Annotated in this window: 13 protein-coding genes; all 13 read right to left on the reverse strand. The window is 26.6% G+C overall.

The genetic code is table 11. The features are described 5' to 3' along the window. Nucleotide 1: 1 nt before the first annotated feature. Entirely contained in the window at nt 2–688 is a 687-nt protein-coding gene (gene ispD / locus ACMX2D_RS02635; RefSeq protein ID WP_009448657.1) for a 2-C-methyl-D-erythritol 4-phosphate cytidylyltransferase, read from the reverse strand. A gap of 253 nt (nt 689–941) precedes the next feature. Next, nucleotides 942–1,367, reverse strand: coding sequence for a rhodanese-like domain-containing protein (locus tag ACMX2D_RS02640; protein WP_414970674.1), 426 nt, complete (start codon nt 1,365–1,367; stop codon nt 942–944). Between the two features lie 100 nt (nt 1,368–1,467). Beyond that, the gene (locus ACMX2D_RS02645) at nt 1,468–2,679 is read right to left on the reverse strand and encodes a glycosyltransferase family 4 protein (protein WP_414972595.1); all 1,212 of its coding nucleotides are present in this window, start codon (nt 2,677–2,679) and stop codon (nt 1,468–1,470) included. A 156-nt stretch (nt 2,680–2,835) separates the two neighbouring features. Further along, nucleotides 2,836–3,108, reverse strand: a complete 273-nt coding sequence (gene rpsT, locus ACMX2D_RS02650; RefSeq protein WP_414972596.1) for a 30S ribosomal protein S20 — start codon at nt 3,106–3,108, stop codon at nt 2,836–2,838. Nucleotides 3,109–3,285: 177 nt separating this feature from the next. Then, entirely contained in the window at nt 3,286–7,581 is a 4,296-nt protein-coding gene (locus ACMX2D_RS02655; RefSeq protein ID WP_414972597.1) for a PolC-type DNA polymerase III, read from the reverse strand. Nucleotide 7,582: 1 nt separating this feature from the next. Continuing rightward, complete coding sequence (ispG, locus tag ACMX2D_RS02660) at nt 7,583–8,638, reverse strand: flavodoxin-dependent (E)-4-hydroxy-3-methylbut-2-enyl-diphosphate synthase (RefSeq protein WP_414972598.1); 1,056 nt, start codon at nt 8,636–8,638, stop codon at nt 7,583–7,585. Continuing rightward, nucleotides 8,638–9,669, reverse strand: coding sequence for an RIP metalloprotease RseP (rseP, locus tag ACMX2D_RS02665; protein WP_414972599.1), 1,032 nt, complete (start codon nt 9,667–9,669; stop codon nt 8,638–8,640). The genes ispG and rseP overlap by 1 nt, the downstream gene beginning before the upstream one ends. Then, entirely contained in the window at nt 9,669–10,451 is a 783-nt protein-coding gene (locus tag ACMX2D_RS02670; RefSeq protein WP_009448641.1) for a phosphatidate cytidylyltransferase, read from the reverse strand. Before ACMX2D_RS02670 ends, rseP begins: the two co-directional genes overlap by 1 nt. Further along, nucleotides 10,451–11,167 (reverse strand): undecaprenyl pyrophosphate synthase, encoded by a 717-nt coding sequence (gene uppS / locus ACMX2D_RS02675; protein ID WP_414972601.1) that lies wholly within the window; start codon nt 11,165–11,167, stop codon nt 10,451–10,453. The genes ACMX2D_RS02670 and uppS overlap by 1 nt, the downstream gene beginning before the upstream one ends. After that, nucleotides 11,167–11,724 (reverse strand): ribosome recycling factor, encoded by a 558-nt coding sequence (gene frr / locus ACMX2D_RS02680; RefSeq protein ID WP_414972602.1) that lies wholly within the window; start codon nt 11,722–11,724, stop codon nt 11,167–11,169. Before frr ends, uppS begins: the two co-directional genes overlap by 1 nt. A gap of 1 nt (nt 11,725) precedes the next feature. After that, nucleotides 11,726–12,439, reverse strand: a complete 714-nt coding sequence (gene pyrH / locus ACMX2D_RS02685) for a UMP kinase (protein ID WP_009448659.1) — start codon at nt 12,437–12,439, stop codon at nt 11,726–11,728. Nucleotides 12,440–12,632: 193 nt separating this feature from the next. Continuing rightward, nucleotides 12,633–13,211 (reverse strand): hypothetical protein, encoded by a 579-nt coding sequence (locus ACMX2D_RS02690; protein ID WP_414972604.1) that lies wholly within the window; start codon nt 13,209–13,211, stop codon nt 12,633–12,635. Beyond that, the gene (locus ACMX2D_RS02695) at nt 13,192–13,503 is read right to left on the reverse strand and encodes a hypothetical protein (protein ID WP_414972605.1); all 312 of its coding nucleotides are present in this window, start codon (nt 13,501–13,503) and stop codon (nt 13,192–13,194) included. The genes ACMX2D_RS02690 and ACMX2D_RS02695 overlap by 20 nt, the downstream gene beginning before the upstream one ends. Between the last annotated feature and the right edge of the window lie 31 nt (nt 13,504–13,534).

Genomic DNA, 13,534 nt, shown 5'->3' on the forward strand with positions numbered 1-13,534 from the left:
ATTAAATGCCTCTTTCTAATAATATTCTTGCATAATTAATATCTTCTATTGTTGTTATTTTTATATTTGAATATTCACCTTCAACAAGTTTTATTCTTACATTTAATTTTTCAACTATAGAAGCATCATCAGTAACAAAACCATTTTCTTCAAAAAATTTCTTATATCCCTCTAAAATTATATTCTTTTCAAAAGCTTGAGGAGTTTGAATATTATATAATGAACGCCTATCAGGAGTAGAAACTACTTCTAAATCAGAGGAAATAATCTTCACAGTATCCTTAGCTTTTACACCGGTGATAACAGCTTTATAATTACTCAATTCATTTATAACATTTAAAATAGTTTTCTTACTTATAAGTGGTCTAGCTCCATCATGACAGATAACAAAATTTGAATCATTTGATACTTCTTGTAATCCATTAAAAGTAGACTCTTCTCTTGAAGAGCCTCCTTCAACTAATTTAATATTTAAAGAAACACTTTTTATAATATTATTAAAATAATTAAAAAATTCTTTTTTTGTCACTAAAACAATCTCATAAATTTCAGGTATATCAACAAAAGCATTAATAGTTCTCTCAATAACAGATTGTCCACATAAATCTAAAAATATTTTATTTGTCCTTAATCCCATCCTATTTGAGGAACCAGCTGCAACAATTACAACAGAAATTTGTTTTGCCATAATTTCACCTCGACTTATATTGTACCATATTTGAAAGTAATTTTCTATAATTTATCGTAAAATTTATGAGTTTAGTATATATTTCATATATAGTTTATTTTAAATAATTAAAGTACATACATATTTTTTCAAAAATTTTTTTATTAAAATAAATATATCTAACACTTCATCTTAACTTAATTCATTAAATTATTTTTTATTTTTCAACAAAAAAGCGATGAATAATCATCGCCTTTAAAATTGTCTTATTGTCTTATTTTACAAGATCATATTTATATTGTTTTACACCTTGTGCATTACTTACATTAGTGTATCCTAATTTTTTTAATTTTTCAAAAGCTTGTGAACTTCTGTTTGCAGTGTTACAATAAACAATAATTTTTGCATCTTTTTTAGGAACTTTAGCTTCAATATCTTTTTCAATAGTTTCTAATGGAATATTTATAGCATCTTTAATATGTCCTTCATTATATTGTTCAGCAACTCTAACATCTATTACAGTAGCACCTTTCTTTTGTTCTTCTAAAACTGTTTCACCTTTCATTAAATCAGATGCTTTTTTATCATCTTTCTTTTCAGTTTGCTTTTCAGCTGGTTTATTTTCAGACTTTGCTCCACAACCAACTAAAGTTGTTGCTGTTACTAATGATAAAAGTAACATTTTTGATAATTTTTTCATTAATTTACCTCCTAAATTTTAGTCAATAAGATAATACCATACATTCTAAAATATGTAAAATAGTTTTTTCTTATCAATTCAGTTTATTAATAAGTTTTTTCTATATAACAATGTTTTTTATGTTATTAGTTATATTTTCCCAACTAAATTGAATAATTTTACTAGAAAAATCTCTTTCAAAATTATTATCATATAAGTTAATTATCTGATTTTCTAAACCTATACTCAGTCTTTGAATATAGTCATCTACCTCACTATCAGCTACTTTATCTGTATCAAACAATTTAGGCATTTTTACAAACTCAATATTTTTAGACTTTACTATATCTTCCCCAACAAAATCAATAAAATTTTCAAGTTCATTCATAACAACTTTTAATCCGCATGCAATTGCTTCTATCGTAACAAGTGAAAGACCTTCATAAAAAGATGGCATAACAAAAATATCACAATCTCTAAACAAATTAGATATTTCTTTCTTACTCATATAACCATATAATTTAACTTTATCAGATAATTTTTTTGAAAACTCAATTATTTCTTTACATTCTTCTCCTGTTCCGTTTCCTGCTAAAATTAATTCTACATTATATTTATTTTTTATTTTTTCAAAAGCTTTAAGTAGATATATAACACCCTTAGCTCTACTAAATTTTCCTGCATATATTAGCTTTATTTTAGAATTTCTATCATATATTTTTTCTTTATCATCATAGTAGAAATCAGTATCATATCCACCACCAATAACATAAACTTTATCTTTATTAAAATTAAAGACTTTTTCTATTTCATACTTTTGTTTTTCCGATAAGGCAAAAATACCATCAAGTTTTGGAATATTAGCTATTATAAAGTCTTTATGAATATCATTTTTATAAAGTTGTCTTAAATCTGTTCCATGACAAAAAGCAAAAATTTTACAGTTCAAATTAAGACTTGCTACAATAGATGTCATTATGTATAAATGATTTGTAAAAATAATATCCGGATTAAATTCCTCAACAATTTTTATTATTTTATTTTTAAAAACTTCAATATATTTCTCTAATTTTTCTCCCACTAAATCAGAGAATAGAAAAGACTCATATGGCATTACATCACTCATACCAACTACTGGAAAAGGTAATTCGTCACTTTTAAATTTTATTATTTCAACATCATTAAAATTTACATCAATAACATCATCTGAATTCATTGCACAAACAACTTTTTGAATATAATTCATAGACTTAAAATTTTTATATACTTCTGTTAAATATATACCACTCCCAGTCTTTGATGGATACTGACTAATTAAATGTAAAATTTTCAATTTAATAACTCTCCTTAAATACAACTATACAATACAATTAAAAGACATAATATTAGTTTGTGACTTTGTTTTAATTATATCATATTATTATTAAATTGTAAAAAAAAAAAGCTCCACACGGAGCAAATATAATGTGTTGGATCCATACACACTATATTATGCTTGTGTTGAAGCATCATGTAATTTTTTACTTAATTTGCTAACTTTTTTCGCAGCAGCATTTTTATAAAATACGCTGTTTGTTGTAGCTTGTTTAAGTCTCTTATCAATTTTTCTTAGTAATTCATTAGCTATTTCTAAATTATTTTCTTCTACAGCTAATTCGAATTTTTTAATATAAGTTTTAATTTCAGATTTTCTACTTTTATTTTTAAGAGTTTGTTTTTTTGTAACATCAATTCTCTTAAGTGCTGATTTAATATTTGCCATTTTTTTCACCTCCTCAAAAATAACAGTAATATTATACTATAAATGTGTTAACTTTTCAAGTCTTTTTAATAAATATTTTTAGGTTTATCTACATACAAACTAATTTGTAGATATTTTTACAATACCTATATAAATAAATAAAAAAAGAACTGTGAATATACATCCACAGTTCAAATATTACATTAAATCAAATAAACTTACTTGATTTGTTTGCTGTAAGTTATTTAAAACTCCATGTTCTTTTAAAGATTCTAAAGCATTTTTATTAATTTTTGTTCTCTCTTGAAAATCTTCAATAGATATAAATGGTAATTTTCTAACTTCTTCATATATTGATGCTGAGTTAACATCACTTACGAAGTCCAAAGCTCTAAAAGGAGGTAATATTTTTCCTTTTCCATCAAGTAAAAATCTTGATGCATCAGACCTTTCTAAATCTACCTTACTAGCAACAATGCCTCTTAAATACATTTCTTCAGCAACTTCAAGAATATCATATACATCCTGTTCTTTTTGTGATGCTAATTTCCCTAATTCCTTTATCTCTTTCATTTTAGTTTGAATCGCTGTAAGCCCTTTAAAAATTAAATTACCAGGATAATTATCTATTTTAGTTGTAAAATAAGTTGCATAAAAAGCTTCAGGATAATGAACTTTAAAATATGCAATTCTATAACTCATCATTACATATGCAACAGCATGTGCTTTTGGGAAAAGATACTTTATTTTTTTACAGGATTCTATATACCATTCAGGTATTTTATTTTCTCTCATATAAGACTCTGTTTCCTCATCAAGACTTTTTCCTTTTCTAACTGTTTCCATTATCTTAAATGAACGTTTATTATCAAGACCATTAAATATTAAATAAGTCATTATATCATCTCTTGTACAAATAGTTTGTTTTAACGGTATTCCTTTTTTTATAAGCTCCTGTGCATTTCCAAGCCATACATCTGTTCCATGTGATAAACCAGAAATTCTTATTAATTCTGTTAATGTCTTTGGCCTAGTATCGAGTAACATCTGTCTTACAAAGTTTGTCCCATATTCCGGTATTCCAAGAGTACCAACTCCATCTTTAGAGATGTTGTCAATAAATTTCAAACTGTCAGTAGAATAAAATATATTCAAAGTTTCCTTATCATCCATAGGAATATTTAAAGGATCAACTCCTGTTAAATCTCCCAAATGTTTTATTATAGTAGGAACATCATGACCAAGTAAATCGAGTTTTAAAATTCTACCACTTATAGATTTATAACTAAAATGTGTTGTTTTTGTTTCAGAAGTTGGATCATCTGCAGGAAATTGTATAGGTGTAAAATCATAAATTTCTTTATTATGTGGTACAATCATTACTCCCCCAGGATGTTGTCCGCTTGTTCTTTTAACACCAACTATTTTTCTAACATATCTTCTTATATTTCCGGCAGTAAGAGAGAGCTCATTTTCTTCTACGTATTTTTTAACATATCCAAAAGCAGTTTTGTCAGAAACTGTTCCAATAGTTCCCGCTCTATAAACTTTATCAGCTCCAAATAATTCTTCTGTATATTTATGACAAGTAGATTGATATTCTCCCGCGAAATTTAAGTCAATATCAGGTTCTTTATCTCCATCAAATCCTAAGAAAACTTCAAAAGGAATATCATGTCCATCTTTAATCATATTAATTTTACATTCAGGACATTCTTTATCAGGCATATCAACTCCAGATTGTCCACTATATTCTTCATGAAACTCTGAATGTTTACATTTCGGACAAATATAATGTGGAATAAGTGGATTTACCTCTGTTATTCCAGCCATAGTAGCTGCAAAAGAAGACCCTACTGATCCTCTTGAACCTACCAAATATCCATCATCATTTGAACGCCAAACTAATTTTTGTGCAATTATATATAAAACTGCATATCCATTTTTTATAATAGAACCTAATTCTCTTTCAAGTCTATCTTCAACTATTTTAGGTAAATGCTCTCCATATATAGATTTAGCTTTATCATAACATATTTTTCTTAACTCTTCATCAGCACCTTCAATAAAAGGTGGAAATGTCCCATTTGGAATAGGCAAAATGTCATCAAGCATGTCTTTAAAAATATTAGTATTTTTTACTACAACTTCATAAGCTTCTTCTTTTCCAAGATATGAAAACTCTTCAAGCATCTCATTTGTAGTTCTATAATAAAAAGAACCTTCTTTTTCAAGGTTTTTTCTACCTTGACCATATAAAATAACATTTCTAAAAATATAATCATTTTTATCCAGATATTTTACATTTCCAGTTGCAACTACTAACTTTCCTAAATTTTTGCCAATTTCATAAATTTTTTTATTTATCTCTTTTAAATTATCAAAATTTAAAACTTTACCTCTAAAAAATAGATGCTTTAAATTAGATAAAGGTTGAATTTCAAAAAAATCATAAAATTTTGCAATTTCTAAAATTTCCTCTTCACTTTTTTCTTCTATAAAAGCTCTGAAAAGTTCTCCATCCCAATTTCCTGAACCGATTAAAAGACCTTCTCTATACTCTTTTAATCTCGACTTTGGAAAACCTGCAACTCTTCTAAAATATTTCATCAATCCTTCGGAAACCATTTTATAAAATCCACTTAATGCTTCCATTTTCTTTACATATATTATTGAATTATAAGAAATATTTTTTGCAACAGGCCATTTAGTTTCTAATGTATTTATATTTTCATCAAAAACTTTACCTTCTTTTTCAATAATCTTTATAAGTTCCAAAAGAATTCCTGAACAAGCCTCAGCATCAAAACTTGCTCTGTGATGATTTAATAATTTTACTCCTAATTCCTTACATAATGTATTAAGTTTATGATTTTTTAAATGTGGTAATACTGACCTTGCAAAACCCATTGTGTCTATAAAAGTTGGATTAAATTCAAGATTTAATCTCTTACAATTTGTTTTTATAAAAGAAATATCAAATTCCGCATTATGCGCAACAAAAACTGCATTTTTAGAAAATTCTAAAAACTTAGGCATAATCTCACTAATCAACGGCTTATCTGCTACCATCTCATTAGTAATCCCTGTAATCTCAGTAATCTCTTGAGTTATCTCTTGCTCCGGATTTATTAATTCATTAAAATATTCAACTACTTTCCCATTTTCAACACGAACAGCACCAATTTCTGTAATATTATTTTTCAAATGTGAAAGACCTGTTGTTTCAATATCAAATACTACAAAAGTATCAAAATTAACCCCTTTTTTATAATTATATAAAATTCTAGGATTATCTTCTAATAAATTTAATTCCAGACCATATAATGCCTTTATATCTTCTTTTCCAAATAAATCCATCATCTGAGGATAAGCTTGAACAACGCCTATATCAGTTACACCAACAGCAGTATGTCCCATTTCTTGTAATCTTGACTTTAATACTTCCAAATTAACACATCCATCAAGACCACTCATCTGCGAATTCAAATGTAATTCAACTCTTTTTTCTGAAGCATTATCGACAAATACATAACGAGGAGTTTCTTCCATACCATCTATCATCATGGAAATTCCTTTTGCATATTGGTCATATTCAACCCTTCCTACCGCTGTTATATAAATTCCATTTGCAATAGATTTAGAGTTAATTTTCTCATTAAAAATTTGTAATTTTTTATCATCCAAAAACAATTTACAACTCATTGCAGATGTTTCATCTTCAATATCAAATAATGCTAATTTTTTGCCATTTTTTAATTCTCTTATCTCTAAATCATATACTCTACCTTGAATTTTAGAAAAACCTGAATTTTGATCTAAATCTGAAATCTTTAATAGTATATCTTTATCTGAAATCTTTTTACCAATTTTAAAAATAGCTTTTTCATCAGATACTTCTCTGATATTTTTAGCCTTATCAACTTTATTATCATTTTCTTTTTGAATTTCTTTTCTTTTGTTTTCTAATTTGTTTTCAAGCTTTTCAGAACATTTTTCTTCTCTAGGAAATAAAGTATTAAGAATAAGTATTTCAATATCTTCACTAAATTTTCCAGAAACAAATTCTTTTACATCATTTAAAAAAGAATTTGAAAGAAGTTTAAATCTGCATAAAGAATTTGAAATATATATTTCAATATAATCTTCTAAAAAATTTATTCTATCATTATTAGTTAATGAAAATCCGTGATTTTTTAATAATTTTTGAACTTCACTTACAAATTCATCATAGTTTAAATAATAAAAGTATTTATATGGACAATCATTTTTTGAAAAAGTTTGAACTGAAAATTTTACTTCTCTTCCATTAAAAATCTCGTGAAGTTCTTTATCTAAAACAACAAGTTCTTCTATCCCAACATTTTCGGAGTTTGTAAGCAATCTAAAATCTATTTTTTCATCACCAAAAACAAACTCATCAATTATAAAATCATCTGACAAGCTATAATTTTTTCGTTGTGAAAAATAAAAACTTTTTAAACTCCTATACATATTATTCCTCCAATTTATTTATTTCATTAATAAGCTCTTTAAGTAAATCTTTTTCTTCTACTTTCTTTATGATTTGCCCCTTTTTGAAAATAAGTCCTTTCCCATTTCCTCCAGCTATCCCTAAATCAGCCTCTTTTGCTTCTCCGGGACCATTAACAGGACATCCCATTATTGCAATCTTTAAATTTTTATTTATATGCTTTAACTCTTTTTCAGCTTGTTCAACAATATTAATTAAATCTATTTTGGTTCTTGAACAAGTTGGACATGAAATTAAGTCTATACCATCTTTTAAAAGTCCTAAAGAACGTAAAATTTCCTTTCCAACTTTAACTTCCTCTACAGGATTACCTGTTAAAGAAACTCTAATAGTATCACCAATTCCTTTAGATAAAATGATACCAAGTCCTACAGAAGATTTTATCGTTCCTCTAAAACTTGGACCTGCCTCAGTAATTCCCAAATGTAATGGATAATCACATAAACTGCTTAAAAGTTCATATGATTCAACACATATAGGGACATTACTTGATTTTATTGAAATTTTAATTTGGTCAAAATTCAATGATTCCAAAAATTCTACTTGGTCTAAAGCACTATAAACTATAGACTCTTTATTAACTCCATTAAATTTATCAATAAATTTTTGATTAACAGATCCGGAGTTTACTCCAACTCTAATTGGTATATTATGATACTTACAACATTCCACAACTTCTTTAACTTTTTTTCTTCCACCAATATTTCCAGGGTTAATTCTTAAACAATCTGCACCATTTTCTGCAGCTAATATTGCAAGTTTATAATCATATTGTATATCAGCAATAAAAGGTATTGTAGTCAAAGCTTTTATTTTCTTTATTGCTAAGGCATCATCTAAATCATTTACTGCTGAACGACTAATATTACAACCCTCTTTTACAAATTCATTAATTTGATTTACAGTAGATACAACATCTTTAGTAATTGTATTAGTCATTGATTGTATAGAAATAGGAGAACCCCCTCCAACAGGTACGTTCCCCACATAAATTTTCTTTGTTATTTTTCTTTCCATTAATTTACTCCAAAAAATCCAAGTCTTATTACATCTTTAAATGAAACAAATAAAATAAGACCCATTAAAAATATAAATCCTATAGTATGAATAAGTCCCTCTTTAGATCTTGAAACAGGTCTACCTATAATTAACTCTATGAACAAGAAAATCAATCTTCCTCCATCTAAAGCAGGTATAGGTAATAAATTTATGAAACCTAAATTCACACTTAAAAACGCTGTAATGTATAATAACGAATACAATCCGTTACTTGCTGCACTACTTATTGCCCCAACAACTCCTATAGGTCCAGATAATTGACCTACGCCAACTTTTCCAGTAAATAATTGTCTTAAGATATCAAACATTGAGCCTATGAAGTAAAAAAATGTGTTCAAACTTTCCTTTACTGAAACTAATAAATTTCTTTCCAATTTTGAAGTAATACCTAAAACTTTTTCTTTAGAATTTTTAAATTTTACTTCAATTTCCTTTTCCTGTCCATTTCTTATTACTTTTATAATAGTTTCCTGTTTTTCCAATTTAGATAAACTTGTTTGAATATCTTTCCAAGAATCTATTTTATTTTCTCCGATATTTACAATTTTATCTCCTGCTTGTATTCCATACTTTTGAGCAATAGAATTTTCCTTAATACTTTCTATTGTTGTCGTTTGATGTCCTCTAATGCCAAACAATGCAAAAAGAATAACAAATGCTAAAATAAAATTAAATAGTGGTCCTGCAAAAATAGTTAAAATTCTTCCTCCTATCGTTGCACCGTTAAAATGTCCTCTTTTTGAAAAATCAAGTTCTTCTTCTCCATCTTCTTCATCCTCGCCTTCCATAGCACAAAATCCCCCTAGTGGTAAGGCTCTGATAGAATATAATGTCTCTCCTCTTTGTTTTCCAAAAAGTTTAGGTCCCATCCCAACAGAAAATTCATTTACTTTAATTTTAGCCCTTTTAGCAAAAATAAAATGTCCAAACTCGTGTACTACGACTACAACCATAAATACTAAAAGTGCTACTATTACTTTTATAATCATTAAATACTACCTCCAAATATATAAAAAAGAATATACACTAAAGGAGTTACAAAAATTATACTGTCAAATCTATCTAAAAATCCGCCATGTCCTTTTATAATATTACTAAAATCTTTTATTCCTATTTCTCTCTTTATTTTAGAAGCAAATAGATCTCCTAATTGAGCTACAATGGAAAGTACAATCCCAGAAAATATTATAAAAACAATATTAAACTTCAAAATATAAAAATTAAATAAATTTAATAATATTAATGATCCAAAAATTCCTCCTAAAGATCCTTCAACAGTCTTTTTTGGACTTATACTTGGATATAATTTGTGTTTTCCAAAAATCATACCAAATAGATAAGCAAATGTATCAGTTCCCCAAGAAATAAAAAACACAACCCATAAAAGATTAGTTTCTCCCAATCTTAAAAAAACTCCCATAGGTACTGTAATATAAATAAAAGAAAACAATAATTTTCCTAAATTTTCAATATTAATTTTATTAAAAAATAAATAATATATGGAAACAACAAGAAAATATAATGCAAAAAAAGTTAATACTAAATCTTTATTTGAAGTTCCTATAGAATATAACATAGCCATAGAAAACAACATACTATGACATATCAAAAATATATTATTTAATTTAAAAGTTCTAAACAATTCAATTAAACATAAAACTGCAATAGCCATAGTGTAACCCACAAGTGCATAGCCTTTAAAATAGATGCAAATAAAAGATATTATTAACATCAAAGCCCCACTTATAGTTCTATTGATAAAACTATTCATTAAATTCCCCCAAACCTTCTATTTCTATTTTGAAAGTCATATATTGCATCATACAAATCATCAGCATAAAATTCCGGCCACAATACATCAGTAAAATAAAATTCTGAGTATGCTAATTGGTAAATTAAGAAATTACTTATCCTTTTTTCATTTCCTGTTCTTATAATTAAATCAACTTCTGAATTTTCTTTTGTATATAAATACTTTTTAAAACTTTCTTCATTTAAATCATCTATTGAAAATTTCCCTTGTGAGATATCATTATATAAATTTTTTATTGAAGAAATAATTTCAGCTCTTCCACCATAATTCAATGCGATATTTAATACCATGCCAGTATTATTTTTTGATACATTTATACTGTTATCGAGTAGTTTAACTATAGAACTTGGTAATTTACTATAATCTCCTATAACCCTAAAAATTATATTATTATCTAGAATTCTTTTTAATTGAGAATTTATATAAAAGACTAAAATATTCATGAGACCATTTACTTCTTCTTCAGGTCTTTTCCAATTTTCAGTCGAAAAAGCATATAAAGTTAGAGTTTTAACCCCTATTTTACAGCACTCCTCAACAATATCAACAACTCTATTCATTCCCTCTTTATGTCCGGCAATTCTGGGAAAAAATCTATTTTTTGCCCATCTTCCATTACCATCCATAATTATACCAATATGTTTAGGTATATTTGTAAAATCTATATCTTTCATTAAATTTCCATTAATTCTTTTTCTTTTGATTTTGTAATTTCTTCAACTTCTTTAACAAATTTATCCGTAACTTTTTGAACTTCTTCCTCAGCTTGTCTTAATTCATCTTCACTGATTTCTTTATCTTTTTCCATTTTTTTTAATTTATCAATTCCATCACGTCTTAAATTTCTAATAGCAATTTTTGCATTTTCAGCATATCCCTTAACAACTTTAACTAACTCTTTTCTTCTATCTTCAGTTAATGCAGGGAAAGGTAATCTTATTACTTTTCCATCATTTGATGGAGTTATGCCTAGATTTGATGCTAAAAGAACTTTTTCTATTGGAGCTATCAAAGAAGCATCCCATGGTTGAATAACTAATAATCTTGCTTCCGGAACAGAAATTGATGCAACTTGTTTAATTGGTGTATCCGTTCCATAATAATTAACAGAAAATTGATCTAATATAGCTGGATTTGCTCTACCAGCTCTTACTGTTGTTAATTCTGTCTCATAAGATTCTATTGATTTTGTCATTTTTCTTTCTAATTCTTTAATTATCTCTTTATACATTTTATTTCCCCCTTACAATTGTTCCTACTTTTTCTCCTCTTGCAACTGCAACTAAATTTTCAGGATTATCAATTCCAAATACAATAAGTGGAATATCATTATCCATACAAAGAGAAGTAGCAGTAGCATCCATTATACCTAATCCTCTATTTAAAATTTCTATATAAGATAACTCTTCAAATTTCTTGGCATCTTTAAACTTATTAGGATCTTTATCATAAATACCATCTGTTCCCGTTTTTCCAAGTAAAATTACATCTGCATGCATTTCAGCGGCTCTTAAAGCTGCTGTTGTATCTGTTGAAAAATATGGCATACCAGTACCTGCTCCAAAAATAACTATTCGACCTTTTTCAAGATGACGTTCAGCCTTTCTCTTTATAAAAGGTTCTGCAACTTCATGAACATTAATTGCAGTTTGAACTCTCGTTGGAATACCCATATTTTCAAGTGTAGCTTGTAATCTTAAGGAATTTATTATAGTTGCAAGCATACCCATATGGTCAGAAGTTGAACGTTCTATCTTTTCACTTGAACGACCTCTCCAAAAATTACCACCACCAACTACAATACAAATTTGAATACCTAAATCATATACATCTTTAACTGATTTACAAATTTTTTCAATTGTTTCATCATCAAGTCCATGTCCGATTCCACCTGATAAAGCTTCTCCACTTAGTTTAATAACTACTCTTTTTAAATTTAAATCCATAAGATAGTCTTTCTCCTTTAATTTTATACACAATAAGTGTATCATTTTTTTAAAAATTTTTCAATATTTAAAATATATTTATAAATATATACACTTCAAAAAATATATTAAAATTAAATTTTGAATTTAAGTAATATAAAAAAGATTGAAATATAATTCCAATCTTATCTTATTTTTTTATCAATAAAATATTTTATTTTTTATCTTTTTTCATTTCTCGCTCTATTTCATCTTTAACTTTTGGAGAAAGTTCATCTTTATTATTCTCCATACCTTTAACTGTATTTTTATATTGATTAACTAAATCCTTAGCTTCTTTATAAGCATTTATATATTCGTTGTCATCACTCTCTATTCCATATTTACTCAAATTATCAACATATTCTATCCCCAAAAGTGTATCTAAAATCGTAAATTCATCTTTGATTTCAAATCTATAATTTGGATAAAACTTACTATCAGAATTTATATATTTTTTCCCGTTCCTTACTTCTATTTTTAGGTTAAAGGCTTCAAAGAAGGCTTCTTCTCTGTTTGGTTTTTTAAAAACTTCTCCATTCTTATCAACTATAACACCTGAATTTTTGTTCCAACAATAGTCAGGATATTTTATATTAACTTTATCCATATGAAATACAATACGTCCATTGTCATTTGCTAAAAATACTTTATTTCTAAATTTTTCTATACTAACATTAGAACTTTTACAAGAAGAAAAAAGAATTAAAAAGCAAAAATTAAAAATTAAAATTTTAAAAAATCTTTTCATCATTTTTATATCTCCATAATTTTCTCCTAAAAGTTGGTGCAACTCTACCATAAAGTTTTCCCTTATAAAGAGCATATTTCTTTCCCCTTTTATTTATTATTTTTATAAAATACAAATATCCACTATAGGAAATTCCATTTCTGTATTCGGTTTTCCAAAATTTATCTACCGGATTCTTAATATATAAACTATATCTGATAGTAGCAGAAGATATTATATCGACATCATTAAATTCAGCAATTTGATTTTGAAAAACTAGATTTTCCTCAATAGCACTAGTTCTAATAGAATTCATACTAAAAAGCAAAAAAGAAAATGTTGCCAAT

The sequence above is a fragment of the Parvimonas oralis genome (genome assembly GCF_047608425.1).
Classification (GTDB): domain Bacteria; phylum Bacillota; class Clostridia; order Tissierellales; family Peptoniphilaceae; genus Parvimonas.

Excerpts from the sequence above, each read along its gene's own strand:
- ispD (WP_009448657.1), bottom strand. The coding sequence starts at position 688 with ATGGCAAAACAAATTTCTGTTGTAATTGTTGCAGCTGGTTCCTCAAAT.
- ACMX2D_RS02640 (WP_414970674.1), bottom strand. The coding sequence starts at position 1,367 with ATGAAAAAATTATCAAAAATGTTACTTTTATCATTAGTAACAGCAACA.
- rpsT (WP_414972596.1), bottom strand. The coding sequence starts at position 3,108 with ATGGCAAATATTAAATCAGCACTTAAGAGAATTGATGTTACAAAAAAA.
- ACMX2D_RS02655 (WP_414972597.1), bottom strand. The coding sequence starts at position 7,581 with ATGTATAGGAGTTTAAAAAGTTTTTATTTTTCACAACGAAAAAATTAT.
- ispG (WP_414972598.1), bottom strand. The coding sequence starts at position 8,638 with ATGGAAAGAAAAATAACAAAGAAAATTTATGTGGGGAACGTACCTGTT.
- rseP (WP_414972599.1), bottom strand. The coding sequence starts at position 9,669 with ATGATTATAAAAGTAATAGTAGCACTTTTAGTATTTATGGTTGTAGTC.
- ACMX2D_RS02670 (WP_009448641.1), bottom strand. The coding sequence starts at position 10,451 with ATGAATAGTTTTATCAATAGAACTATAAGTGGGGCTTTGATGTTAATA.
- uppS (WP_414972601.1), bottom strand. The coding sequence starts at position 11,167 with ATGAAAGATATAGATTTTACAAATATACCTAAACATATTGGTATAATT.
- frr (WP_414972602.1), bottom strand. The coding sequence starts at position 11,724 with ATGTATAAAGAGATAATTAAAGAATTAGAAAGAAAAATGACAAAATCA.
- pyrH (WP_009448659.1), bottom strand. The coding sequence starts at position 12,439 with ATGGATTTAAATTTAAAAAGAGTAGTTATTAAACTAAGTGGAGAAGCT.
- ACMX2D_RS02690 (WP_414972604.1), bottom strand. The coding sequence starts at position 13,211 with ATGATGAAAAGATTTTTTAAAATTTTAATTTTTAATTTTTGCTTTTTA.
- ACMX2D_RS02695 (WP_414972605.1), bottom strand. The coding sequence starts at position 13,503 with ATGAATTCTATTAGAACTAGTGCTATTGAGGAAAATCTAGTTTTTCAA.